The 25,674-nt window shown below is 57.9% G+C and carries 25 protein-coding genes; 19 read left to right on the top strand and 6 right to left on the bottom strand.

Features of this window, described 5'->3' with window-relative positions:
* Nucleotides 1–25: 25 nt before the first annotated feature.
* Nucleotides 26–1,555, bottom strand: coding sequence for a UxaA family hydrolase (locus EDC26_RS17730; protein ID WP_425012865.1), 1,530 nt, complete (start codon nucleotides 1,553–1,555; stop codon nucleotides 26–28).
* A gap of 296 nt (nucleotides 1,556–1,851) precedes the next feature.
* On the opposite strand from EDC26_RS17730, the gene EDC26_RS17725 reads away from it, so the two are divergent.
* The 6 genes from EDC26_RS17725 (at nucleotide 1,852) to mnmE (ending at nucleotide 8,289) form a co-directional block, all read left to right on the top strand.
* Nucleotides 1,852–2,610 carry an SDR family NAD(P)-dependent oxidoreductase gene (locus tag EDC26_RS17725; protein ID WP_132585142.1) on the top strand — a complete coding sequence of 253 codons (759 nt, stop codon included), beginning with the start codon at nucleotides 1,852–1,854 and terminating at the stop codon, nucleotides 2,608–2,610.
* Nucleotides 2,610–3,677, top strand: a complete 1,068-nt coding sequence (locus EDC26_RS17720) for an Ldh family oxidoreductase (RefSeq protein ID WP_132585139.1) — start codon at nucleotides 2,610–2,612, stop codon at nucleotides 3,675–3,677. Before EDC26_RS17725 ends, EDC26_RS17720 begins: the two co-directional genes overlap by 1 nt.
* Nucleotides 3,678–3,751: 74 nt before the next feature.
* On the top strand, nucleotides 3,752–4,489 hold the full coding sequence (locus EDC26_RS17715; protein ID WP_132585136.1) for a FadR/GntR family transcriptional regulator: 738 nt from the start codon (nucleotides 3,752–3,754) through the stop codon (nucleotides 4,487–4,489).
* Entirely contained in the window at nucleotides 4,486–5,244 is a 759-nt protein-coding gene (locus EDC26_RS17710) for an SDR family oxidoreductase (RefSeq protein WP_132585133.1), read from the top strand. The genes EDC26_RS17715 and EDC26_RS17710 overlap by 4 nt, the downstream gene beginning before the upstream one ends.
* Nucleotides 5,245–5,440: 196 nt before the next feature.
* Nucleotides 5,441–6,871 (top strand): catalase, encoded by a 1,431-nt coding sequence (locus EDC26_RS17705; protein ID WP_132585130.1) that lies wholly within the window; start codon nucleotides 5,441–5,443, stop codon nucleotides 6,869–6,871.
* 8 nt (nucleotides 6,872–6,879) lie between these two features.
* Nucleotides 6,880–8,289: a tRNA uridine-5-carboxymethylaminomethyl(34) synthesis GTPase MnmE gene (gene mnmE, locus EDC26_RS17700; protein ID WP_132585127.1), complete on the top strand. Its 1,410-nt coding sequence runs from the start codon at nucleotides 6,880–6,882 to the stop codon at nucleotides 8,287–8,289.
* A 114-nt stretch (nucleotides 8,290–8,403) separates the two neighbouring features.
* Here mnmE and EDC26_RS17695 read toward each other — a convergent pair whose 3' ends face one another.
* The gene (locus tag EDC26_RS17695; protein ID WP_132585124.1) at nucleotides 8,404–9,453 is read right to left on the bottom strand and encodes a Fic family protein; all 1,050 of its coding nucleotides are present in this window, start codon (nucleotides 9,451–9,453) and stop codon (nucleotides 8,404–8,406) included.
* Between the two features lie 324 nt (nucleotides 9,454–9,777).
* On the opposite strand from EDC26_RS17695, the gene EDC26_RS17690 reads away from it, so the two are divergent.
* The 6 genes from EDC26_RS17690 to larB are packed head-to-tail and all read left to right on the top strand — an operon-like array spanning nucleotide 9,778 to nucleotide 16,249.
* A complete protein-coding gene (locus tag EDC26_RS17690; RefSeq protein WP_132585121.1) occupies nucleotides 9,778–10,500 on the top strand; it encodes an enoyl-CoA hydratase/isomerase family protein in 723 nt (240 codons plus the stop codon).
* 16 nt (nucleotides 10,501–10,516) lie between these two features.
* On the top strand, nucleotides 10,517–12,082 hold the full coding sequence (locus EDC26_RS17685; RefSeq protein WP_132585118.1) for a class I adenylate-forming enzyme family protein: 1,566 nt from the start codon (nucleotides 10,517–10,519) through the stop codon (nucleotides 12,080–12,082).
* Nucleotides 12,083–12,100: 18 nt separating this feature from the next.
* Nucleotides 12,101–13,495: a lactate racemase domain-containing protein gene (locus tag EDC26_RS17680; RefSeq protein ID WP_132585115.1), complete on the top strand. Its 1,395-nt coding sequence runs from the start codon at nucleotides 12,101–12,103 to the stop codon at nucleotides 13,493–13,495.
* A 13-nt stretch (nucleotides 13,496–13,508) separates the two neighbouring features.
* Nucleotides 13,509–14,783, top strand: a complete 1,275-nt coding sequence (gene larC / locus EDC26_RS17675) for a nickel pincer cofactor biosynthesis protein LarC (RefSeq protein ID WP_132585112.1) — start codon at nucleotides 13,509–13,511, stop codon at nucleotides 14,781–14,783.
* The gene (gene larE / locus EDC26_RS17670; RefSeq protein WP_132585109.1) at nucleotides 14,776–15,600 is read left to right on the top strand and encodes an ATP-dependent sacrificial sulfur transferase LarE; all 825 of its coding nucleotides are present in this window, start codon (nucleotides 14,776–14,778) and stop codon (nucleotides 15,598–15,600) included. The genes larC and larE overlap by 8 nt, the downstream gene beginning before the upstream one ends.
* The gene (larB, locus tag EDC26_RS17665; RefSeq protein ID WP_132585106.1) at nucleotides 15,587–16,249 is read left to right on the top strand and encodes a nickel pincer cofactor biosynthesis protein LarB; all 663 of its coding nucleotides are present in this window, start codon (nucleotides 15,587–15,589) and stop codon (nucleotides 16,247–16,249) included. Before larE ends, larB begins: the two co-directional genes overlap by 14 nt.
* Here larB and EDC26_RS17660 read toward each other — a convergent pair.
* Genes EDC26_RS17660 through EDC26_RS17645 form a run of 4 tightly spaced genes read right to left on the bottom strand, consistent with a single transcriptional unit; the run spans nucleotide 16,246 to nucleotide 19,793 of the window.
* Nucleotides 16,246–16,980 carry a CoA-transferase subunit beta gene (locus EDC26_RS17660; RefSeq protein WP_132585089.1) on the bottom strand — a complete coding sequence of 245 codons (735 nt, stop codon included), beginning with the start codon at nucleotides 16,978–16,980 and terminating at the stop codon, nucleotides 16,246–16,248. The genes larB and EDC26_RS17660 overlap by 4 nt on opposite strands.
* Entirely contained in the window at nucleotides 16,980–17,810 is an 831-nt protein-coding gene (locus EDC26_RS17655) for a CoA transferase subunit A (protein WP_132585087.1), read from the bottom strand. Before EDC26_RS17655 ends, EDC26_RS17660 begins: the two co-directional genes overlap by 1 nt.
* A gap of 32 nt (nucleotides 17,811–17,842) precedes the next feature.
* On the bottom strand, nucleotides 17,843–19,003 hold the full coding sequence (locus EDC26_RS17650; protein WP_132585085.1) for a CaiB/BaiF CoA transferase family protein: 1,161 nt from the start codon (nucleotides 19,001–19,003) through the stop codon (nucleotides 17,843–17,845).
* 19 nt (nucleotides 19,004–19,022) lie between these two features.
* A complete protein-coding gene (locus EDC26_RS17645; protein WP_165931064.1) occupies nucleotides 19,023–19,793 on the bottom strand; it encodes an IclR family transcriptional regulator in 771 nt (256 codons plus the stop codon).
* A 163-nt stretch (nucleotides 19,794–19,956) separates the two neighbouring features.
* On the opposite strand from EDC26_RS17645, the gene EDC26_RS17640 reads away from it, so the two are divergent.
* From EDC26_RS17640 to EDC26_RS17610, 7 genes are all read left to right on the top strand, one after another.
* Nucleotides 19,957–20,925 (top strand): Bug family tripartite tricarboxylate transporter substrate binding protein, encoded by a 969-nt coding sequence (locus EDC26_RS17640; RefSeq protein ID WP_132585081.1) that lies wholly within the window; start codon nucleotides 19,957–19,959, stop codon nucleotides 20,923–20,925.
* Nucleotides 20,926–21,039: 114 nt separating this feature from the next.
* Nucleotides 21,040–21,894 carry an urease accessory protein UreD gene (locus EDC26_RS17635; RefSeq protein WP_132585079.1) on the top strand — a complete coding sequence of 285 codons (855 nt, stop codon included), beginning with the start codon at nucleotides 21,040–21,042 and terminating at the stop codon, nucleotides 21,892–21,894.
* 85 nt (nucleotides 21,895–21,979) lie between these two features.
* The gene (locus EDC26_RS17630; protein WP_132585077.1) at nucleotides 21,980–22,282 is read left to right on the top strand and encodes an urease subunit gamma; all 303 of its coding nucleotides are present in this window, start codon (nucleotides 21,980–21,982) and stop codon (nucleotides 22,280–22,282) included.
* A 31-nt stretch (nucleotides 22,283–22,313) separates the two neighbouring features.
* The gene (locus EDC26_RS17625; protein WP_132585075.1) at nucleotides 22,314–22,619 is read left to right on the top strand and encodes an urease subunit beta; all 306 of its coding nucleotides are present in this window, start codon (nucleotides 22,314–22,316) and stop codon (nucleotides 22,617–22,619) included.
* Nucleotides 22,619–24,334 carry an urease subunit alpha gene (gene ureC / locus EDC26_RS17620; protein WP_132585073.1) on the top strand — a complete coding sequence of 572 codons (1,716 nt, stop codon included), beginning with the start codon at nucleotides 22,619–22,621 and terminating at the stop codon, nucleotides 24,332–24,334. The genes EDC26_RS17625 and ureC overlap by 1 nt, the downstream gene beginning before the upstream one ends.
* Nucleotides 24,335–24,336: 2 nt before the next feature.
* Entirely contained in the window at nucleotides 24,337–24,975 is a 639-nt protein-coding gene (ureE, locus tag EDC26_RS17615) for an urease accessory protein UreE (RefSeq protein WP_132585071.1), read from the top strand.
* A 3-nt stretch (nucleotides 24,976–24,978) separates the two neighbouring features.
* Complete coding sequence (locus EDC26_RS17610) at nucleotides 24,979–25,668, top strand: urease accessory protein UreF (RefSeq protein ID WP_132585069.1); 690 nt, start codon at nucleotides 24,979–24,981, stop codon at nucleotides 25,666–25,668.
* The last annotated feature ends 6 nt before the right edge of the window (nucleotides 25,669–25,674 follow it).

The raw sequence follows: 25,674 nt of genomic DNA, 5'->3' as shown, positions 1-25,674 counted from the left end.
GATTATTTTTTGTACCGCCGCACCATCACATGGTTGGCCCGAGTATCCAGGGCGCGAACTCGTCTTCGCCAAACCCCTGCAGCTCGCTTTTCGTGCGATCGCCCGATGCCACTTCGATGATGCGCCGGAAAATCTGCTCGCCTACCTGCTGCACGGTATTGGCGCCATCCAGAATCTCGCCGCAGTTGATGTCCATGTCTTCGCTCATGCGCCGATACATGGTTGAATTGGTCGCCAGTTTCAGCGACGGCGAGGGCTTGCAGCCGTAGACCGAGCCGCGGCCAGTCGTAAAACAAATAACATTGGCCCCTCCCGCTACCTGGCCGGTGGCTGAAACCGGGTCGTACCCCGGGGTATCCATAAACACCAAGCCATGGGCCGTCACGGTTTGCGCGTATTCGACGACATCGGACAGATTGCTGGTGCCGGCCTTGGCGACTGCGCCCAAAGACTTTTCCAGAATCGTCGTCAACCCGCCCGCCTTGTTCCCAGGCGATGGATTGTTATTCATTTCGCCGCCCAGACGTTCAGTGTATTTTTCCCACCAATGAATCCGGTCGACCAGTTTTTCACCCACCGCGCGGGAGATCGCCCGGCGCGTCAGAAGATGCTCGGCACCGTATATTTCCGGCGTTTCGCTAAGAATGGCCGTGCCACCGTGTTCGACGAGCAAATCCATCGCCGCGCCTAGCGCCGGATTGGCCGTAATGCCCGAATAACCGTCAGATCCGCCGCACTGCAAACCCACGGTTATATGGCTGATGGGCAGCGGCTGGCGCTCATCTCGGTTGGCAACGGCGAGCATTTCGCGCACGATCTCGATGCCGCGCTCTATGGTTTTACGCGAACCGCCCGTGTCCTGAATGGTTAGAGTGCGCAGCCGGTTGGACTCGGCCAAATGTTCGGCCGCCAGCAAAGACGAAATCTGATTGGATTCGCATCCCAGTCCTACAAACAGAACCCCGGCAAAGTTTGGATGCCGGATATAACCGGCGATCACCCGCCGTAGTAAATCGATGCCTTCGCCTTTGGAAGCCATGCCACAGCCGGTTTTATGCGTAATGGGCACCACGCCATCCACATTCGGGAACGCGCCAAGGGCTTCATCGCGAAACGCGTCGGCAATCTGCCGACAGACCCGGGCCGAACAATTGACGCTGCTGACGACACCGATGTAGTTGCGTGTGGCCACGCGCCCGTCCGGGCGGACAAAGCCGTTGAAGGTCAGGGCCGCTGGCGGTTTGCGCACAGGTTTGACGTCGGCGCAAAAAGCATAATCGCGCGCGAAATTGTGCATGGTCATATTGTGCAGATGGATATGCTGGCCCGCGGCAATATCACAGCTGGCAAAACCAATGATCTGGTCATACCGGCGTATGGCGTCGCCCGCAGAAATCGCATGCGCCGCCATTTTGTGACCGGCCGGAATGGCCTCGGAGGCAGCGATGTTTTCGGCAGCAATGGCCGTACCCGGCTTGATATCGCGGGTCGCAATCAGCACATCGTCGTTTTGATTCAGGCGGATTACGGCTGGCGCCTGATCCAGCCGGCCGATCTCGTCGACCGGTATTGAAATTTCCTGTGCCACACGGCCTCCAGACTATAAACTTTCTGATCCCTGCCGGCGGTCGCCAATGCGTCGCGCCCTGATTTCCAATTCGGCCTTCAGTCTATTACACAAACAAATATGGGTAAAGTGGTATTACCAAATCTCGCTCGTCAGGGTAGGGTAATCCATGGCAGCCCTTTTACCTTGACAAGCCCATTGAGATATGGAAATCTGTAGCTACCGATTGGTAAGGCCAATTTACCCATTGCGACGCGCAGGCGCCGCCAACCTAAGGAAAACCCGTGGCACAAGCGAATCACTACGATTTTTCAGGCCGTCATGCCGTTGTGACGGGCGGCGCGGCGGGGATCGGGCTGGCCATCGTGCAACGTTTGCTTGCGGGTGGCGCAACCGTTGCGCTTTGGGATCGCGACGCCAAGGCGCTAGACCAGGCGCGCGCATTGCTTGATTCGACACAGGTCCACACAGTAGGGCTCGATGTCGCGAGCGAAGACGAGGTAGCGCACGCAACCGCTTCCACCCTGCAGGCGATGGGCAGCATCGACATCCTGGTCACCAGCGCGGGCATTACCGGGCCAAACGCCACGGTATGCGACTACCCGGTCGCCGAATGGGACCGTGTCATGAACATCAACCTGCGCGGCCCATTTTTATGCTGCCGCGCGATCGCGCCGCAAATGCAGGCCAGGGGTTACGGCCGCATTGCCAACATTGCATCGATCGCCGGCAAGGAAGGCAACCCGAACGCCTCCGCCTACAGCGCCTCCAAGGCCGGCGTCATTGCCTTGACAAAATCCTTGGGCAAGGAGCTCGCGCAGGCCGGCATCACCGTCAACTGCGTAACGCCCGCCGCCGTGCGCACGGCCATGTTTTCGCAAATGACCCAACAGCATATCGATTACATGCTCTCCAAAATCCCCATGAACCGTTTCGGCACAACGGCTGAAATCGCGGCGCTCGTATCCTGGCTCTGCTCGGAAGAATGTTCTTTCACCACCGGCGGCGTATTCGACGTTTCGGGCGGCCGGGCCACGTACTGATGGCCGCCCCGCGTTTTTCCGCCGGCTCACTGCGACAATTCGCCACCGATCTGCTGGCGGCGGCCGGCATGGCAGACGCCCCCGCGCAAGCCGTCGCCGATACCCTGGTCGAGGGGGATCTGCTGGGCCACGACACGCACGGGCTGGCGCTCCTCGCACCCTACCTTCAGGAAATCCGCAAAGGCTCAATGGCCAAGTCAGGCCAGCCCGAAGTGCTCTCCGACCGCGGCGCGGCGCTGTGCTGGGATGGCCACCGGTTGCCCGGCCCCTGGCTGGTCAGAGAAGGCATGGACGCTCTTGAACCTCGCGCCCGCCAGTTCGGCAGCGCCACGCTGGTCATCCGCCGCAGCCACCACATCGCCTGTCTGGCGGCCTATCTGCTGCGCGCCACCGAGCGCGGCCTGGTCATGCTGCTGGCCAGTTCCGACCCGGCCGTCGCCAGCGTCGCGCCCTATGGCGGCACGCAAGCCGTTTTTACACCGAACCCCATTGCCGCCGGCATTCCCGCCACGAGCAATCCCTTCCTGATTGATATCTCGTCATCCATTGTGACCAATGGCCTGTGCGCGCGCCTGCAAAAGGCAGGCCAATCGTTCGATCACGACTGCATGCTCGACGCCAACGGCCATCCCAGTCGCGACCCGGGCGTATTGTCGGGCACCCCGCCCGGCACCATCATGCCGCTGGGCGGCGTCGCGTCGGGACACAAAGGCTTTGGCCTGGCATTGCTGATCGAGGCCCTCACGGGCGGGCTGGCGGGCCACGGCCGCGCCGATCCCGCCGAAGGATGGGGCGCCACGGTGTTCCTGACGCTGTACGACCCGGAAGCGTTTGGCGGCAGCGCCAACTTTACGCGCCAAACGGATTGGCTGGCCGAGGCCTGCCGGGCCAATCCCGCAGCACCGGGCTTTGACTCCGTGCGCATGCCTGGCGATCGCGGCGTCGCCCGCAAGCACGAACAACTACGCGACGGCGTGGCACTCCATCCCAGTATCCCGCCCGGGCTGCGCGACTGCGCCAAACTCTACGGTATTGAATTCCCGGCCGCGCTTGGCAGCCCTCTATAATCCGGGATTCCGTTTCCAAATAATTGCGAACACGAAGCGCAGGCAGTACAAACAGTACGACAAGCAAGACGCCCATGCCCATTAAAGCCATCGAAACGCAAAGACTCTACCGCCAGATCAGCGATCAATTGCGATCCCTGATTCTGGCGGGCGAATTTCCAGTCGGGTCGCGCCTTCCGGCCGAGCGCGACCTGTCCGTGCAATTGGGCGTAAGCCGGCCCTCCTTGCGCGAGGCGCTGATAGCGCTTGAAGTGCAGGGCTATATCGAAGTTCATATGGGCTCGGGCATTTACGTCTGCGAGCCGCCGTCCTCCTCAACGCAAGAGCTTGACCTTTCGCGCGAAGAAGGCCCCCTGGAACTGATACGCGCACGGGCCTTGCTCGAAGGAGAGGTCGCGGCCACCGCGGCCCGGGTCGGGCGCAAGCCGCAGTTCGACGCAATTGCCCAGGCGCTCGACACCATGGCGGCAGACGCCAGCGCAGGCGTCACGCCCATCGACGCCGACCGGCTTTTCCACGTACGCATTGCCGAAGCAACCGGCAACAGCGTGCTGGTCAATGTGGTGCAACGGCTGTTCGACTTTCGCCTAGGGCCCTTATTTGACCAATTGCACAGCCATTTCGAAACCGCCGAAGTCTGGTCCCAAGCCATTGCCGAACATCGCGAAATTCTCAAGGCGCTGCGCGCCAAGGATTCGGAGCAGGCCCGCGCCGCCATGCAGGCGCACATGGGCATCGCCTACAAGCGCCTCAGTTCCAGCCTGACACGCGCACGCCCACGGGCGACAGCAGGAAAAGGAAAAAAGAAATGAATACTTCAGCAAAAATCGCACTGGTCACCGGCGCCGGATCCGGAATAGGCAAGTGCATCGCACTGGCCCTGATGCAGGAAGGCTACTCGGTCGTCCTGGCCGGGCGCCGCACGGCCCCCTTGGAGGCGACGGCGCAAGAAGGACAGGCGTCTGGCGCAAAATCCCTGGTCGTCGCCACCGATGTCAGCAGCCCCGACTCGGTCAACGCCCTGTTCGCCAGAACCCGCGAGGCGTTCGGGCGGCTCGACCTGCTCTTTAACAACGCCGGCATTTTTGCACCCGAGGCCTCGCTCGAAGACCTGAGCATCGAGCAATGGAAAGCCGCTGTCGATATCAACCTGACCGGCGCCTTCCTTTGCACGCAGGGAGCCTTCCGCTTAATGAAAAGCCAGCAGCCGCGAGGCGGGCGCATCATCAACAACGGCTCGATCTCGGCCCACTGCCCGCGTCCTCGCGCGGTGTCGTACACCGCAACCAAGCACGCCATCACCGGCCTGACCAAGGCCACCTCGCTCGACGGCCGGCAATACGATATTGCCTGCGGCCAGATCGACATCGGCAACGCCGCCACCGCACTCACTGAAAAAATGGGTAAAGGCGTCCTGCAGGCCGACGGTTCGGTGGCGCCCGAACCCACCATGGACGTGCAAAACGTAGCGCGTGCCGTGGTGTACATGGCCAGCCTGCCGCTTGACGCCAATGTGCAGTTCATGACGGTCATGGCAACCAAAATGCCATTTATCGGGCGTGGCTGATACCTGCGGTAACCAGACAGCGGGATCCGGCCGCCTTTACCGTGACACCTTTACCGGCTAACCTTGTTCCATTCCTACATCAACCGTGCGCTTTGTCAGCTTCGCTGGCCGTATCTGCTATATCGATGGCAGCCACAAGGGCTGCCACTACGTCTACACTTCCCTTTCGCGTTCACGATTTCAAGGAGAGGACTTCATGAAAAAGCTGACCACTGCCGCCGGCGCACCGGTTGCCGATAACCAAAACACCCAGACAGCCGGCCCGCGCGGACCCGCCTTATTGCAAGACGTATGGCTAATCGAAAAACTGGCCCATTTTGACCGCGAGGTCATCCCCGAACGACGCATGCATGCAAAGGGCGCCGGGGCTTTTGGCACGTTCAAGGTGACACACGACATCAGCCAATACACCAAAGCCAGGATTTTTTCGACGATCGGGAAAGAAACGCCCGTGCTGATGCGTTTTTCCACCGTTGCAGGCGAACGTGGAGCCGCTGACGCCGAGCGCGATATCCGCGGTGTCGCCATGAAGTTCTACACCGAAGAAGGCAACTGGGATCTGGTGGGCAACAACACGCCGGTTTTCTTCATGCGCGATCCGCTCAAGTTCCCCGACCTGAACCATGCGGTCAAGCGCGACCCCCGAACCGGCCTGCGCAGCGCCCAGAACAATTGGGAATTCTGGACCGGACTGCCTGAAGCCCTGCACCAAATCACCATCGTCATGAGCGATCGCGGAATCCCTCGGGGGTTTCGCCACATACACCTGTTCGGCAGCCACACCTTCAGCTTCCTCAATGCAAAGAACGAGCGCCACTGGGTCAAGTTTACCTTCAAGACTCAGCAAGGCATCGAAAACCTAAGCGACGCGCAAGCCGCCGAACTGGTGGGACGCGATCGCGAAAGCTCGCAACGAGATCTGTTTGAAAGCATAGAGAAAAAGGATTTCCCTCGCTGGACGCTATACGTTCAGATCATGCCGGAAAAAGAAGCCGGCACTTACCACATCAATCCCTTCGATCTGACCAAAGTCTGGCCGCATAAAGACTATCCACTCATCGAGGTCGGCGTTCTGGAGCTGAACCGCAATCCTGAAAACTTCTTCGCCGACATCGAACAGGCCGCCTTCAACCCGGCCAACGTTGTGCCCGGCATCAGCTTCTCGCCCGACAAAATGCTGCAGGCGCGCCTCTTCTCTTATGGCGACGCGCAGCGCTACCGCCTGGGTGTCAATCATCATCAAATTCCGGTCAACGCACCCAAATGCCCCTTCCACAGCTACCATCGGGACGGAGCCATGCGGGTTGACGGCAATTACGGCCGCATCACCGGCAACGAGCCCAACACCCAGGGCGAATGGCAGGAGCAACCGGATTTCCGGGAGCCGCCGCTGGCGCTCGAGGGGGCGGCCGACCACTGGAACCATCGCGTCGACGAAGACTATTACTCACAACCCGGCGCACTCTTTCGCTTGATGAACGATGCGCAAAAGAAAGCGCTCTTTGAAAACACAGCGCGAGCCATCACCGGCGTTTCGCAAGATGTCCAACGCCGTCACATCGAACACTGTGCCAAGGCCGATCCGGCCTACGGGGCAGGCGTAAAGGCAGCGCTGGGACTCAAGTAGCTCTGCGTATGGCGGCCTATTCCACCGATCCGATCATCGCCATCGCCACCGCCCCCGGGCGGGGCGGGATCGGCGTCGTACGCATTTCCGGCCAGGATCTGAGCGCCCTGGTCGGCCAGCTGTTCGGCGTAGCGCTGACGCCGCGCCATGCCCATTACCTGCCATTCAACGACACCCACGGCCAGGCCATCGATGCCGGTATCGCCCTGTTTTTTAAAGGGCCCCATTCGTACACCGGCGAAGACGTGCTCGAACTGCAAGGCCATGGCGGCCCGGCCGTGTTGCGCCGCTTGCTGGAACACTGCCTGCGCTCGGGTAAAGAACTGGGCCTGCGCCACGCCGAGCCCGGCGAATTCACCCAACGCGCCTTTTTGAATGAACGCATCGACCTGGCCCAGGCCGAAGCGGTTGCCGACCTGATCGACGCTTCGTCCGAGGCCGCTGCGCGCAGCGCCATGGCCTCTCTCGCCGGCGTCTTCTCCACCCATGTCAACGCACTGAGCGACCGCATCGTGCATCTGCGCATGCTGGTCGAAGCCACGCTCGACTTCCCCGAAGAAGAAATCGATTTCCTGGAAAAATACCAGGCGCGCGAAGCGCTGGCCCAAATCCAGAACGATTTGCACGCCCTGACCCGGCAGGCCCAACAAGGAATGATCTTGCGCGAAGGCCTGCACGTGGTCCTGGCCGGACAGCCCAATGTCGGCAAGTCCAGCCTGCTTAACGCCCTCGCGGGCGACGACATCGCCATCGTCACGCCCATTGCCGGCACCACACGCGACAAAGTCACCCAGCAAATCCACATCCAGGGCGTGCCCATTCATATCGTCGACACGGCGGGCCTGCGAGACACCGACGATGCGGTTGAAAGCATCGGTATCGCGCGCACCTGGGCGGAAATTGAAAAGGCCAACGTCATCATCCACCTGCAAGACGCCCGCACCCACGACGACGAGCTCGACTCAGCCATTACAAAACGCTTGCCCGCACGCACACCGGTTCTCAAGGTCTTTAACAAAATCGATTTGCTGGATGCGGCCGATCCCGCTGTTCGCCACACAGGCAGCCGTGCAACCCACGCGCCCGTCGATGGGCGCGACGGTCTGGAGCCCATCGCCATCTCCGCCAAAACCGGCGCGGGCCTGGACGCGCTGCGACAAACCTTGCTCGACCTGGCCGGCTGGAACCCCGGCGCCCAATCGCCGTGGCTGGCCCGAGCGCGCCATTTGCACGCGCTGCAACAAGCTGACGAGCACCTGGCCCAAGCCGCTGAACATGCCAGTCACAATGACCGGGTGCTCGACCTGTTCGCCGAAGAACTGCGCCTGGCGCACGACTCGTTAAGCTCGATCACCGGCCAATTCACCAGCGACGATCTGCTGGGCGAGATTTTTTCCAGCTTCTGCATAGGGAAGTAATTGGACGTCCAAGGATGTCTGAAAAAATCCTTTGCGAGCCGCATAAATAAAGGAACTTTTGATAGAGTCCGATCGTATGCCGCCCCGCCAGAGGATCAAAGAGAACCCGACCGGTCAGCGCAACTCGTACCAAGTCCCACGCCCGCCACCATGCTGTATCAGATGCCTCTGCTCCACCAGCATCCGGAAATGTTGCTTTAGCGTGTTGCGGTTGCCGCCGGTCAGGCGGATCGCCTCGGCCATGGTGATGCGGCCATGCTCGCGCGTAAATTCGACGATCTGCAGTGCCAGGCCCGGCAGCTTGGCCAGCACCAGTTTCTCGCGCTCGATCTTGCGCTCAAGCCGGCGCACTTGCTCGGACAGTACACGCAGGAAGAACGCCAGCCACGGCTGCCAGTCAGGCGCATCCGTGCGGATGCTGCCCTGGGTCTGGCGCAACGCCAGGTAGTAGGCTTCCTTGTTCTGCTCGATCACGCTTTCGAGCGAGCTGTAGGGTACATAGGCGTAGCCTGCCTGCAACAGCAGCAGCGTGGTCAGCACTCGGCTCAGACGGCCATTGCCGTCCTGAAACGGATGAATCTCCATAAACACGACGACCCAGATACCGATCAGCAACAGCGGGTGCAGACGTCCTGTGCCGCGCTCCTCGTTGAACCAGGTCGCCAATTCGGCCATCAGGCGTGGCGTGTCGAAGGGCGCGGCGGTCTCGAACACTACGCCCAGCGGCTTGCCGTGTTCGTCGAACGCGGCCACGCTGTTGGGGGTCGTCTTGTAGTTGCCGCAATGCCAGGCGTCCTTGTCGCTGTGGGTCAGCAGGTCGCGATGCAACTGCCGGATGTGGTTCTCGGTCAGCGCGATGTCCTGCCAGGACGAGAACACCAACTCCATAACTTCAGCATAGCCTGCCACCTCCTGTTCGTCGCGGGTCTCGAAAGACTTGATCTGCAGGTTGGAGAGCAGGCGTTCGACGTCACGATCCAACAGCCTGCTTCCCTCGATCCGGGTCGAAGAGCCAATACTCTCGATGGTGGCGACCCGTCGTAGCGCCGATAGCCGATCAGGCGCCAGCGTGCCCAGCGCACGCCAGGCGCCCTTGAATTCGTCGATACCGGCGATCAGGCCGAGGATCTCCGGGGTGATCTGGAGGGAGTCGGTGAGGATCATGGGAACCAATGATACACCCATTTACACCCAATTTATTGCCTCATACCGTTTTCTCACCCGTTTGCACCCATTTCTTCAAGAAGGAAGCTACGGGGGGCTGGGGGACATTGTGCGGTTGATGCTACGGGCAATGAAATCACGGGACTTTCCGTCCTAATAAATAGGATTAAAATCCTATTTCTCGGTTTACACACGGCCATACCCCATGCTAATCTTGGCAACAGGTCAGTGTTGACGCCCTGATCTTCCCGTGCGCCCCTGCACAACGGGTTTCGGTTAACACAACGTCGAAATGCTCGGAAAATCATTGAAGAAGGACGTCGTATGAACGACGAGTTGTTGATCAATAAAGATGGGCCTTGCTGGACGTTGACGCTGAACCGGCCGAACAAAATGAATGCCTTGTCGGCCTCCGTCGTCGAATCCTTGATTGCCGCGGTAGACGCAGCGCCGCAGCAGCATGCACAGATCCTGGTGATTAGAGGCGCCGGTAAAACGCTAAGTGCAGGATTCGACTTCACCGATGTTCACGCGCAAAGTGAAGGCGATATCGTGTTGCGTTTCTTGCGCATCGAAATGCTGCTGCAAAAAGTTGCAAGCTCGCCGTGCCTGACCGTCGGCCTGGCGCACGGCCGTATTTTCGGCGCCGGGGCCGATCTCTTCGCCGCGTGCCGCAAACGCATCGCGACGCCAGATTCAAGCTTCCGGATGCCGGGGCTGCATTTCGGCGTGGTATTGGGCACGCGTCGATTTGCGGCGATTGTCGGCAACGACGCCGCAAGTGAAATTCTGACTTCGACACGTGTGTTTGACGCGGCGGAAGCGAAGCGGCTGGGCTTCTGCCACGCGTTGTCGGCGATGACAAGCTGGGACTCCATCATCCAGGAAGCAACGGCAACGGCCCAATGCCTACCGGATTCAAGCCGGCGCACATTGTTTGAACTCACCAAGGCGAACAATAACGACAGTGATCTCGCCGACCTCGCGCGCTCGGTGGCCGCACCCGGGCTGATTGCCCGGATACAACAATTCAGAGAAAAGAAATAACGGTGGAGATCCAATTATGCATAGTAAATCTGTCTTGACTGATCTGCGCGATATGGTGGCGGCGCACCGCTCGCACAATACTGCCATTATTTTTGACGACAAGGCTTATTCATATGCTGCGCTGGATGATTTATCCAACCAATTCGGTAATCTGTACCTGAGTCTCGGGCTGCCCCCACAAAGCCGCGTGAGCTTCATGCTAAGCAACGATATTTTATTGATAGCCGCCTATTTCGGGGCGTTCAAGGCCGACAAGGTCGCAAATCCAATGGGTACGCGGCTGACGGCCGAGGAAATCGCGTACATCCTTGACCATGCCGGCAGCGAGCTGCTGCTTACATCTCGGGAATATGCCGCGGTAGTCGCCGACGCGCTAGCTCTACTAAAAAATCCGCCAACCGTTTTAAGCATCGATGCCATTGACGACGACGTCCTACAAGCAAAGCTGCAAGCACTGCCATTCAAGCTACTAAGGCAACAATCCGTCAACCCGCCCAACGTCCCCGCCCCAGCCCCCGACGACGGCGCTCTGCTGCTCTACACGTCTGGCACAACAGGCAAACCCAAGGGCGTGTTACTTACTCATCGCAACGTCGCCACCGCCATTGCGGCGGTAAAAGCCGGCTTTTCCCTGACGCCTGCTGACAGAACCTTGTGCGTCATGCCTCTATCGCACACCAACGCGCTGATGTTCAGCACGCTGTCCTATTTACACGCCGGTGGGTCGACGGTGATCTGCCGCCGCTTCAGTGCTTCCGAACATTGGAAACTCTGCAAAAAATATCACGTCAATAGTTTCAGCGCATCGCCGACAATACTCGCGATTCTGCTCGAGACTCCGCCGTGCATGGCCGATGAGGGCGAGGGGCTGAAGTTTATCAAAGTAGCGTCGGCGCCAACGTCCTTCGATCTGGCCGAGCGCTTCGAAGCCCGCTTCGGCCGCGGCTTGTTATTAGAGACCTATGGGCTGACCGAAACCACCGCGATCAACGTAATGAACCCTCTGGCGGGCCCGCGCAAGCGCGGCTCTATCGGCAAGGCCTTGCCTCCGAGCATCGTCAAAATCGTCGATAGCCAAGGCACGGCCTTGCCCGCTGATGAGGTCGGCGAAATCGCGATACGTGCACCGACCGTAATGAAGGAATATTTCCGCGATCCACAGGCCACCAAGCACGCGGTGCAAGATGGCTGGCTGCATTCGGGAGATCTGGCGAAAATGGATGAAGACGGTTTCATTTTTATCGTCGGCCGCAAAAAAGAAATGATTATTCGCGGTGGCGAAAACATTTCCCCCCTGGAAGTCGAGCGTGTGATTGCCAGACACCCCTCGGTCCGCGAGGCGGCCGCATTCGGCTTGTCCGATCCGCTATGGGGAGAGATTGTTGCCGCATGCGTCACGCCCCAGGACGCGCTCAACAAACCACCGCGCGAAGCGGATATCATCGAATTCTGCAAAGGCTACCTGGCCTCGTTTAAAGTACCTCAGCGAATAGCTTTCGTCGACGAGTTGCCGCGTAATGGTGTCGGCAAGATAAAGCGGCACGAGCTGCACCGATATTTTCAAGAACAACCCGCCAAGTAGGCCTCACCAGAGAATGCAATGAATATGAAATCCGTAGCCGTCGACTTTGGCGACAGGAAATTGGAAGTCGAAGTACCTGAAAGCGCCGTCATCGCCGAATTTGAAAATCCGCCCTTGCTTGAAGATCCCGTCGCTGCGGTGCGTGCGGCGCTTGCCAGGCCCTATGGATGCGCACCTCTTTCTGAACTTGCCAAGCCTGGAATGCGGGTTGCGATCGGTTTTGATGATCCGACACGTCCAAATACTCCGCCACAGACCATCCTGCCCGAAATCGTTGACGTCCTGCTCCTGGCCGGTATACGCGAGCGCGACATCATTTTCGTTAACGCTTGCAGCAATCACAAGAAAAGCACACGCTCGGAACTCGCCAACCACCTTGGCCTGAAAATATTCAATCGTTTCTGGCCGCTCGGGCAAATTCTCAATCACGACTGTGCGGATCCGGCGCAGCTTAAATATTTTGGCATTACCGACGGCGGGCGTTATGTAGAAATGAACCGCCACTTCTTCGAAGCTGATCTTATGATCTACCAGGGCAATGTCGCCTCCGCCGCCTGGAAAGGCTACACAGGCACCGGAGCCGTCGTCGGGCTCGCGTCGACGCGAAGCATTGCGTCGCACCACAGTTTTCACAGCATTCCGGACCCTGGGTCGAAGAATGCCGCCAGCACCAAGCGTTATGGCAGTGTGAAAGAAGAGATGACGACCTATCTGGACCAGGCAACCGGTAAGCAGATTTTCTATATCAATTCGGTAAACGGCCTTGGCGGCAAAATGGCCGGCGTATTCGCAGGGACTGCTCAAGAAGTCAAGCCTCCAGCCTGGGAGTTAGCCGAGAGGCTGTTTCGACGGCCCGTTCCACAAGCCGACGTACTCGTGATCGGGCTGCCGCAAGCGTACTCATACGGCAGCGCAAACAATACTTTGATTGCCGCGGTCGGCGCACTGGTTCCACCGCGCTTCAGCCCAGGCAAGCCGATATTGCGCGAAGGTGGCGTGGTCATTGCCGTAAGTCCGAGCAGTGGCGTCATCGACGAACGCACTTTCCCCTCTTATTCCGAAGCCATCCGGCTTTATCGGCAATGCTATTCCTCCCACTCGCTAGTGGACTACGAGGACGAGTTCAGCCATCGGCCAGAATATCTTCACAGATACACACATAATTACGCTTATCCGGCCATTCATGCATTTTGGCTGCTCTACGAGAACGAATACACGCTCAGCCGTGCTTCACGTGTCATCATGGCGGGAACAACTAATCCAGGAGCGTTCAGGGAACTGGGCATTACGCCAACGGCGAATTTCGCAGACGCATGGAAAATCGCCACACGGACCGTAGGACCCGACCCGGTGACGGTCGTCGCCCCAACCTTCTGGAGCAGACCCAGGCTTAAATTCGACGTGCAGTCATAATTTGAGAAACGACATGCCTCTACATTTGCACCTTGATCCGGTCGGTGGCGTGGCGGGCGATATGTTCATCGCCGCCGTACTTGATGCCTTTCCACAATTGGCGGATGGCATGCAGGCTGCGATCCGATCAGCGGGGCTGCCACAGAATATCGCCTGCAAACTGATCGAACATAAAGATCATGCACTGACCGGCCGACGCTTCGTTGTTGGCGAGCCGGATAGCCACACGCATAGCGGGCATCATCCTACGCATGAGCAAGCTGTCGCGCACGAACACGGGCATATTTCTTTTGCGACGGTGCGAAGCAACCTGACAGGCTCCACACTCGCCGAGCCCGTCAAACGACGCGCCATCGCGATTTTTACCTTATTGGCGCAAGCCGAAGCGAAAGTCCATGGCGGGACGGCCGACCAAATTACCTTCCACGAAGTCGGATCCTGGGACTCGATCGCTGATATTGTGGGTGCCGCCTATTTAATCGAAACACTCGACAAGCACGATGACAGTCAGGGTACAAGCTGGTCGACGGCGCCATTGCCGCTCGGATCGGGCCGGGTTAAAAGCGCGCATGGACTGCTGCCCGTGCCTGCTCCGGCTACCACGTTGCTGATGGAGGGAATGCTGGTACGCGGCGACGAACTGGAAGGCGAGCGAGTCACGCCAACCGGCGCCGCCATTTTGCGCCACCTCAATTGCAGCGCCGGCATAGGCGTGCACCCCAAACGTCTTATTGCTTCGGGCACGGGCTTCGGCACGCGCAGCCTCCCTGGCATCAGCAATGTGTTGCGTGTCCTGGTGTTCGAAAAAACCGAACAGACGCACGAGGAGTCCCGCATCGATCACGTGATCGCGTTGAATTTCGAGGTCGACGACCAGTCCGCCGAAGATCTGGCGGTGGGCCTGGCACATTTACGCGAAGTCGAAGGCGTGATGGATGTCTTGCAGATACCCGCCTTCGGGAAAAAGGGTCGGATGGTCTCGCATATTCAAATACTGGTTCAGCCAGCCGACCGAGACAAAGTGATCGAAGCATGTTTTACCCAAACCACGACCATTGGACTGCGCGTGCAGTCGCTGGAACGGCAAATCCTGCCGCGTAAAGAATCCGCCGTAACGGCAGGGCATTACACGCAACGTGTAAAAACGGCGCTCAGGCCTGCGGGGATCGCTACCGCCAAAGCTGAAATGGACGATTTGGCAAGTCACGCAAACAGCCATGCCGAGCGTGAGGCGCTACGTGTAGCTGCGGAAAGTATTGCGCTCGACAAGGAGCAATCAAATGAATAACGCCACCGATATCAAAACGGCAACACTTGAACAAATATTGTCGAGTATTGGTCGCGTCGCCGTCGCCGTTAGCGGCGGAGTCGATAGTCTTACTCTCGGGGTGATCGCCCATCGTTTACTCGGTCCTGACTGCGAGGTATTCCATGCTGTATCGCCGGCCGTTCCACCCGACGCCACTCAGCGGGTGCAAGCGCTTGCCACACAAGAACACTGGCGGCTCACCATTGTCAATGCGGGCGAATTCAACGACGATCGCTATATGGCCAACCCTGTCAACCGTTGCTTTTATTGCAAGACAAATCTGTATTCGTCAATTACCGGCCATACCGACAAACAGATTATCTCGGGAACCAATATCGATGATCTCGGTGAATATCGGCCTGGCCTTGAGGCCGCGAAAGTACACTCGGTTCGGCATCCCTACGTCGAAGCCGGCATCACCAAAGATGACTTACGCCAGCTTGCCCGCCAGCTTGGCCTGGCGGGTATCGCCGAACTTCCCTCGTCACCCTGTCTGGCAAGCCGTGTGGAAACCGGCATCGGCATTCGCGCTGATACGTTGAGCTTGGTTGACGCGGCCGAAAAATGGATTGCGCGCGAAATCAGCCCTCACTCGGTACGCTGCCGTGTGCGCAAGCAAGGCGTCGTCATTGAACTCGACACGGTTAGCTTGTCGGGTCTCACCCCCGCACATAAAGACAGGCTAAGACAGAAAATCGGCGCGATGTTCACGCCCATTGGCATCGCCTCGGAAATAGGTTTCGCCACTTATCGCACAGGAAGTGCTTTTATCGGAATCAAGCATGAGCCGGTCTGAAATCAACCTTGACTTTGATCGAGGTAAGCGGATTGGCTTTGACGAAGCGATTTTTTGCGAAAGCAAAAGCGTTGCTCAACTGAATGCCATTCTGGACCTCGCGCAAGATCGCGGATCGGGGTTCTTGCTCACGCGACTCGGTGCCGACGTCTATGCAAATCTAACCACGCGGCACCAGAGCCACATCGACTACGACCCCGTGTCACGTACCGGATTTTTCGGCGAGCACAAGCCATCGACTCAAAGCTCGATCGCTATCGTCACGGCCGGAACCTCGGATATTCCAGTTAGCCGCGAAGCCGCCCGCACCCTCGAGTACTCCGGCCACACCAGCAATTCCTTTGCCGACGTAGGCGTAGCGGGACTGTGGCGTTTGTTGGAGCGTATTGACGAAATACGCAAATACCCAGTCATCATTGTCGTTGCCGGTATGGACGGTGCGTTGCCTAGCGTCTTGTGCGGGCTGGTCTCTAGTCTTGTTATAGCCGTACCGACCTCGGTCGGCTATGGAGTTGCCGAAGGTGGGCGGACGGCACTAAATGCAATGCTCGCAAGTTGCGCGCCCGGACTGCTGGTCGTCAATATCGATAACGGCTATGGCGCGGCATGCGCAGCCTTGCGGGCACTGGCGGCGCTGCGTATTTTTTAGCGGAGCGTTATCGCAGCGTCCCGTTCGAATTCTTTATTCGGATCCAGAGTCGCAAGGGCTTCTATCTCCTTTTTAACGGGTGGCGCCGTTGGCCGCGCATCGTCATAGCTAAACTTAAAAGACGTCCGCTCTATGACTTCCTGGAGGCTGGACTCAGGATGCCATGACTGCAACGCCAGACGATTATCTTTTTTTACAAAAACAGCGATAGGCGTGACCACTCCGTGAAAGCCTCCCCATGAGGTGCGGAAATCCAGCTTGTCAACGAACGTGCGTTTTGAGTGCTCGGTTCTCCAGGTGCAGGCGCGCCTGGCCGTGGGCAACATTACCGCGCCGCCTCCGCCACCAGGCAAGCGAACTTTGGGATGATGCCATTCACCTATGCAGGAATTGTTCGCATTTCCTTCGCCGTCAATTTGAGCCGCGCCCAGAAACGTAAGGTCCATTTTCCCACGGGTGCAAAGATCATAAAAATCTTCGTTGGCAAAAATAGACGCGGAATTTTCAGCCAGGACCGGATCGGAACTCGAAACAGGAATGTGAGAAGGAACGGGGTCAACACCGCCTGCGACATTAATGTAAATGAAGTTCCAGGCATAGGCGCGCTTGGCCAACAAGCAGGCCAGCATCGGCATTGTGGAATTCACTCCGCTGAATGTAATTTCGTTTGGGCGAATAAAGCGCGCCAAATTGATAACGATATAAGAAAACGGTGACCAGCTTGTGTTCATCACTTAATTCCTTTTATCTCTGGGGCGGCATTCAAATGTTTTTGCAGCGATGCTTCACCGGCCTCCAGATAGCCTTCTACCGCGGGGTAGTCGATTTCATAATCTGGCCAGCAAGAACCTGGCCAAGCGCCACTCTTGACGATTGAAAATGCTTCCACCATAAAATAGGGAATCAAAGTCAATTCCGGTTGTTTGGCAAAAATTTCTGTCTCAACCAGTCGCTCAGCAACGACCAGTACGCTTTTGGCGGCACGACTCATAATACGGTCCCAATGCCATGTACCAAGGACACGCACGTTGCCGAGCCTGTCGACCTCGTTTGCATGAATTACCGCGTAGTCTGGCGTGATGGCGGGAATTACCCAGACTGGGTCACCGTTGCCGTAAGGGTCTTCCAGGCATTTCCAGTTGTTGAGCGCAGGCAGGTCGCTGCCCGATAGCCCACCGCAAGGCTGAAATGGAATTCCAAAAGCGGCTGCTCGCAGCCCCGCAGTAAGGGTGGCACACGCATGCTCTTCAAGCTCGAGCTGGCCGCTTTCGACCGCCTTTCGGTACGCCGGCGCTAACCCAAAATTGCCTTCCATCGCAACAATCCCGGTACGTGCTCTTTTGGCGACCCCGGCGCGGCAAAGCAGGTCAATGTCATACCCTGGCGACTGCTTGATTATTTCGAGATTCGTTTTCTTTTGTCGGATAAGCTCTCGTACAAAAGCGAATGGTCCTCGATGTAAAAAACTTCCTCCGAGCGCCAGAGAAGAGCCGCTAGGCACGCGATCAACGAGTTCGGCTATTGATACGCACTTGTCTGGCTGATTGAATCCGGACGGCATTTGCTTCTCCTGAATTTGGATCTAAAACCTTGTTACCCCGCGACCTTCGCCCCTAACTCAGCGAGAATTTCCGCTGAGTGTTCGCCAAGCGCTGGAGGGCTTTTACCGATGTCCGCTGTCCTCGAGTCGAAGCGGATCGGGGAGACAAACGTTTTGGTACTGACGCCATTAGGCATCTCCAGGTCTTGTACCCATTGCATATGAGCAACCTGAGGATCCGACAATACGTCCGAGTAATTATTGATGGGCGCACAAGGCACGCCGGCATCCCGAAAACGTTCCAGCCAGGTTTGCGCGTCGGCTCGGGCAAATATGAGTTCGAGGATTTCGCGCAGATCATTCTGATGGGTTGCACGATCAGTGGTGGTCAGAAAGCGCTCATCGCCAAGCAGGTCTTCACGCGAGACAACCACGCATACACTCTTCCACAGCGAATCATTACCCGCCGCCATGCCAAAGTATCCGTCCCGACATTTAAATACCTGATAAGGCGCATTTCTCGGATGTGCGGAGCCCAGTTTTTCGGGGTTTATTCCCGTGCCGAAATACTGTGACGTTTGAAGCGCAGCAATGCCTAGCGTAGCGCCTAGCATCGAAATATCGATATGCGTGCCCTGACCCTCGCGCTCCACGCCTCGCAACGCCGATACAATCGAAAAGGCCGCGTACAAACCCGCGGTAAAGTCGCACACAGGCACGCCGCATTTCACCGGAGCCCCTCCCGGTTCGCCCGTGACGCTCATCAGGCCGCTCATTGCCTGAAGGGTCAAATCAAAGCCGCCTTCCTGACTACGCGGTCCCGTTTGCCCGTAAGCGGAAATGGAGCAATACACCAGCCCTGGATTAATCTCGCGCATCGCCCCGTAACCCAGCCCGAGCCGATCCATCACGCCCGGCCTGTTGTTCTCCAACACCACGTCTGCTTCTTTTATGAGCTGCCTCGCCGTTTCAACATCACCTTTATTCTTTAAATTCAGAGTAATCGATCTTTTGCTGCGGTTGAGCGACGCAAAATTTTCGCTGAATCCTTCGGTAAGAGGCGCCCAGCTTCGCAAGGTGTCTCCTCCTTCCGGGTGCTCTATTTTTATGACGTCTGCCCCCATATCCGCAAGCAACATGCCACAAAAAGGACCCGCTGCAACATTGCATATTTCAATGACACGGACGCCTCTCAATGTTGATTCTTGTTTCATGTCGATCCTTGCGTGTTGTTTAGGCAGATATTCCGAAATAACCACCGCGATATCCCATGTTTCGCGATAGCTCCTGTGCCGCTCGCAGCACCAAAGGGGCCAACTCGGCCATTTTTGAAACACTCAACCGTTGAAGAGGCCCGGAAATGCCCAAAGCGGCAATGGGCTTGTCCATGCCATTAAAAATTGGAGCGGCAACGCCCCCGACTCCCTCCCGCCATTCACCACGGTTAATGGCGTAACCAACACGCGATACCTTGGAGAGTTCCAATTTCAACGTTTTAATTGAAATTTGAGTGGCAGGCGTATGTTGCTGCAGCTTGTCGGCATGTCGGTCAATATAGTCAGGCGTCTGGAAAGCCAGGAGAGCCTTTCCCGTCGCAACCGCGTAGGCGGGAGCCCGTCCTCCGATGACGGAGTACGCGCGTATGGGCTTCGGGCTGTCGAGTTTGTCGATGTAAACGACGTCGAATCCGTCCAACACCGAAAGATGTACCGTTTCCCCCGTGCTATCGGCGAGCATATGCATAAAAGGGGGCGCAAACTTTCTGACATCCATGTGCGCCAACTGCGCCGCGCCCAATTCAAACATTTTCAGCGTGCATCGATAGCCGCCCGAATCGGAATCGCGCTCGATGTAACCCGCATGCGTAAGCGTCTGTAGAGTTCTATGTGTATTGCTGCGGGTAAGCTGGACGAGTTCAGCTATCTGTTCGAGATTGCGGGGTTGGCCATCGAATTTGCTGATGGTCTCTAAAACCATGAGGCCTTTCAATAAAGTCTTATCCACTATCGTCCTACAAAATAGGATGTGTATTTCATAAATTAATTATTTCAGTGACAACAACAAAATTATTGACGGGTAGTTTATTGTATGAGATTCTAACTCATACCACATAATAATATATTAATCCTAACATTTAGGACATTTATATTTGCATATAGGAGGCAACATGAAATTATTTTTGTCGCATCTATTAGCGGGAATTTTTATCGGTTTATCGGCCAGCAGCGCTTATGCACAACCATGGCCGACGCACTCGGTGAAGTTGGTCGTGCCCTACCCGCCCGGAGGAGCGAGCGATTTTTCCGGACGGGTTTACGCCGAGCAACTGACGAAAATCTTCGGCGAGTCATTTGTAGTCGAGAACAAGGCCGGGGCTAGCGGTGATATCGGTGCGGGGTATGTAGCCCGCTCCACTCCCGATGGCTATACCCTGTTGATGGCGGCGATAGGCAGCCACGCGATTCACTCCGTACTCCCTTCCTTCAACCCCGGGTACAAATTCCCCGGCGACTTCGAAGGCGTGTCGATGGCCACAACAACACCATTGGCAGTAGTGGTCAGGTCTTCGCTGCCCGTCCATAGCATTCAAGACCTTATCGCGTTAGCAAAAAGCAAACCAGGCGTTCTTAGTTTTGGCTCGGCCGGAATCGGATCTCCCGAACACATGACGGGCGAGAAATTCCAGCTGGAGACCGGGACGAAGCTGCTCCATGTACCTTATAAGGGTAGCGGCCCTGCCATTAGCGGCTTGATGGGGGGGCAGGTCGATGTGGTGTTCGATACCCTGCCCACACTATTGCCGCAAATCAATAACGGCAAGGTACGTTTTCTGGCCGTGACAACCCGGCAGCGCAGTCCGTTGTTGCCCAAGATAAAAACCTTGCAAGAGCTGGGTGTTAAAAACGTCGATATAAGCACACGATATGCTCTGTTGGCGCCCAAAGGAACGCCTAAGGAGGTCATCGACCGGCTTTCGGCAGCCATGAAGAAAATTACGGAAATGCCCGAGGTGCAGAAAAAGATGAAGGCTCAGGGCGCCCAAGCACTTTTCACCACGCCGAAACAAACCGACCAGGCATTGAAACAAGAAGTTGCCATTTGGGCCGATGTGGCAAAACGGGCCGATATCAAGTAAAGCAACCCAGACCCGCATTTGATTAAGGGACTTCGGGGCGGGGCGGACAACATTCCGCCCCGCCTGTGTTTTACTAGCACGAACTCCCGATCGTTCGACTCAACGGTAATCTCTGTGCCCGCACACTTAAACGAATGGCATGCCAGGCTGTCGCTTTCTTTCGCAAAACAGGCCACCGGAAAGACCGTGTTGGCCGAAAGCAAGCACGAAGGCCCTCTGCTGGTTCAAAAAGCGCTCTACCCCGAAGGGCCGGAAATCTGCCACGTCGCCATACTGCATCCACCCTCGGGCATCGCCGGAGGCGATGTACTAACTATCAATATCCATGCAAACGCCGACACGCACGCCCTGCTGACCACACCAGGCGCGACGCGCTGGTACAAGGCCAACGGCAGGCAAGCTTCCCAGACGGTTCATATTGCGCTGGACGCCGACGCCCAGCTGGACTGGCTGCCGCAGGAAAATATTGTCTTCGAGCAGGCGCAAGCCACGCTATCGACCCACCTGCATCTTCAAACCGGGTCGCGCGCCATAGGCTGGGAAATTACTCAACTGGGCAGCATTGCCCTGGCCACGCATTGGTCGGAAGGAGCCATTCGGCTCAATACGCAGCTAACGCTGGACGAACACCCCATCTGGCTGGAGGCCGGTGAAATCCAGGCCGACGGTCTCTTGCGCGGGGCCGATAACGGCCTGGCCGGTTTTCCGGTCGTGGCGACACTGTGGGCATTCGGCCCACGCCTGGGCGCCGAGCCGATCGAAAAGATTGCACAGAGCCTGCCCTGGAACGACTCATTGCGTGCAGGCATAAGCTGTCTGCCGCAAGAAAACGAACAGGATTTGTACCTGCTGCGAGTGTTGGGCCGGCACACCGCCGAGGTCAAGGCGTTGTTGATCGAGAACTGGATGTGGCTGCGCCCTCTTCTCCTGGGCGTACGCGGCGAATATTTGCGTCTCTGGAACACCTGAAAGCCGTTTTATGGAGTCATAATAGGGCGTTATTTGCGCTGACTCGAACGCAGCTCCAAACCGATTCAAGAACAGGATTAAGGCGATGGAACTCACCCCCCGCGAAAAAGACAAGTTGCTGATTTTTACCGCCGCCCTGCTGGCCGAACGACGCAGGGCCCGGGGCGTAAAGCTCAACTATCCGGAATCGATAGCCCTGATTACCGCCGCCCTGCTCGAAGGCGCGCGCGACGGGCGCACGGTGGCCGAACTGATGCACCAGGGCACCCAAATCCTGTCGCGCGAGGACGTGATGGAAGGCGTGCCTGAAATGATTGCCGACGTGCAGGTCGAGGCCACCTTTCCCGACGGCACCAAGCTCGTCACCGTGCATAACCCGATTATCTGATCGCTCGCCAGTCTTCTATGAGGATATTCCCATGATCCCAGGTGAAATTTTCGCCGAGCCCGGTCAAATCGAGCTCAACGTCGGCCGCAAAACGTGCGCCATCGACGTCGTCAATACCGGCGACCGTCCCGTCCAGGTCGGCTCCCATTACCATTTTGCCGAGGCCAATAGCGCGCTGCAATTCGATCGCCGGGCCGCGCGAGGCTTTCGCCTGAACATCGCGGCGGGCACCGCCGTGCGTTTCGAGCCCGGGCAAAGGCGCAGCGTCGAACTGGTGGCCGTGAGCGGCGAACGCAAGATTTACGGCTTTAACGGCGACGTCATGGGAGCGCTCTAATGGTTGCGATGTCACGCAGTGCCTACGCCGAGATGTTCGGGCCGACCACCGTCGCCGGCCGGGGCGATCGCATCCGCCTGGCCGATACCCAGTTGCTGGCCGAAGTCGAAAAAGACTACACCATTTTTGGCGAGGAAGTTAAATTCGGCGGCGGCAAAACATTGCGCGACGGCATGGGGCAAAGCCAGCGCATGAGCGCCGATTGCGTCGATACCGTCATCACCAACGCGCTTATCATCGATGCGGTCAGCGGCATCGTCAAGGCGGATATCGGCATTAAAAACGGGCTGATTTCAGGCATAGGCAAAGCCGGCAACCCCGACATCCAGCCGGGCGTCACCATCGTGGTGGGCCCGGGCACCGAAGCCATCGCCGGCGAAGGCATGATCGTGACAGCCGGCGCCATCGACTCCCACATCCATTTCATCTGCCCGCAGCAAATCGAAGAAGCCCTGGCCTGCGGGACCACTACGCTGATCGGCGGGGGCACGGGTCCAGCGACCGGCACGCTGGCCACCACCTGTACGCCCGGCCCCTGGCATATCCACTCCATGCTATCGGCGCTGGATGCCTTTCCGATCAACATCGGCCTGCTGGGCAAGGGCAACGCCAGTACTCCGGGGCCTTTGCTCGAACAAGTCCGCGCCGGCGCCATAGGCCTGAAGCTGCACGAAGACTGGGGCAGTACGCCGGCGGCTATCGACTGCTGCCTGTCGGTCGCCGAACAAACCGATATCCAGGTCGCCATACATAGCGATACCTTGAACGAATCGGGCTTCGTCGAAGCCACTTTCAAGGCCTTCAAGGGACGCACGATTCATTCATTTCATACCGAAGGCGCAGGCGGCGGCCACGCCCCCGACATTATCCGCGCGGCCGGCATGCCCAATGTCCTGCCAGCCTCTACGAACCCCACCATGCCCTACACGGCCAACACCATCGATGAGCATCTGGATATGCTGATGGTTTGCCACCACCTGAATCCGGCCATCGCCGAAGACCTGGCCTTTGCCGAAAGCCGTATTCGGCGCGAGACCATTGCCGCCGAAGATATCCTGCACGATCTGGGCGCTTTTTCGATCATGAGTTCCGACTCGCAGGCGATGGGACGCGTGGGAGAAGTCGTACTGCGCACCTGGCAAACCGCGGACAAAATGAAACTTCAGCGCGGCGCGCTAGAAGGCGACAGCGCGCGCGCCGATAACCAGCGCATCAAACGATATATTGCCAAATACACCATCAATCCGGCCATCGCCCACGGTGTTTCGCATCTGGTCGGTTCGATCGAGGTGGGCAAACTGGCTGATATTGTCTTTTGGCGTCCGGCCTTTTTCGGCGTCAAGGCCAGCCTGATATTGAAAGGCGGCATGATTGCGCAAGCCACCGTGGGCGACCCCGGCGCATCGATTGCCACACCCCAGCCGGTGCATTCCCGCCCCATGTTCGCCTCGTTTGGCAAGGGCCTGAAAACCTCGCTGACTTTTTTATCGCAAGCGGCCATGGACAACCCCGCCGTCCACGAACTTGGCTTGGTCAAAACCTTGAAAGAGGTCCGTGGCTGCCGCAATCTGTCTAAATTAAACATGGTGCACAACGACTGGCTGCCGCACATTACGGTCGATCCTCAAACCTACCAAGTCATGGCCGACGGCCAGCTGCTTACCTGCGAGCCCGCCAAGGTATTACCCATGGCTCAGCGTTATTTCCTATTCTAACGATGCGTATCATCACAAAAATACTGCACGACACCCGGGTGGCCCAGGCACTGATCCGCCATGCTCCCAAGGCCGTCCTGCCTTTTGCAATGCGGCGCCGCAGCCGGCAAAAAATCACCCTGGACACGGGTGAAGAAGTTGGGCTTGTGCTCGATCGGGGAACCGTCATGCGCAACGGCGACCTGCTCGTGGCTGACGATGGAAAATTCATCGTCGTCCAGGCCGCGGAAGAATCCATTTTGCGGGTCACGGCCAAAACGCCAATCCAGCTTACACGCGCCGCCTACCATCTAGGCAACCGCCATGTTCTGCTTGAAGTGGGTCCGGGCTATTTGCAACTTGAACACGATCCCGTACTGATCGACATGCTGCTGCGCCTGGGCGAGGTCAGCGTGCAAACCATCCAGCATCCGTTCGAGCCCGACGCCGGCGCCTATGGCGGCGGCCACAAGCACGGGCACGATACAACGTTCGACAACGATTACGCACTGGCTCAGGCCGCATATGCCGTCCATGAACACGATACCGGCCACCGTCACGAGCCGGTGCACCACCACGACCATTCCCACGCGAATGAAAGCATGCACGATCATCCGTCCACACACGGACACACGCCTGATCGGGCCGCACACAAGTCCTGAGCCATGGATACGAATCCGCTGCTTGCGCTGCTGCACTTGTCCTCGCCAGCTCTTCCGATCGGGGGGTACAGTTACTCGCAAGGCTTCGAAACAGCCGTCGACCTGGATATCGTTCACGACGAAGCCAGCGCTTGCCGCTGGATCGAAGACCAGCTCGATCTGGTCATGGCGCCATGCGAAGCGCCCGTCTGGAGCCTGCTGTTCAAGGCGTGGTCGGCGGGAGACCTCGCCGGCGTCCGCCACTGGAACGATTGGTTCCGCGCTTCTCGCGAAACACACGAACTGCGCCGGGAAACCGAGCAGATGGGCTGGTCCTTGAGCAAACTCGCCTCGGATCTCGACTGGGGTTGCGACGCGGCACGTTCATCTTTGCGCCAGCTGAAAAATACCACCCTGCCGGCGGCCCACGCTTTTGCCGCTTATGCGCTAGAAGCGGAACACGATTGCGCCCTGTCTGCATACGTGTTTTCCTGGATCGAGAATCAGGTCATGGCGGCGATTAAAACCGTGCCTCTGGGACAAATGGCCGGCCAAAGGATACTGAATCGGTCGCGACAAAAAATCCCTGCCGTAACCGCCCAGGCGGTCGCCCGCGCCAACGACGCTCCCCCTAGCCTTTGCTCCATGGCACCGCAGTTGACGATCATGTCGTCGCGTCACGAAACCCAGTACTCTCGCTTATTTCGTTCGTAAGGATTC

Origin of the sequence: Paralcaligenes ureilyticus (assembly GCF_004346225.1) — a bacterium.
Taxonomy (GTDB): Bacteria; Pseudomonadota; Gammaproteobacteria; order Burkholderiales; family Burkholderiaceae_B; genus Paralcaligenes; species Paralcaligenes ureilyticus.
Note: the sequence above shows the minus strand (reverse complement) of the source record. Positions and strands in the feature narration are given on the sequence as shown.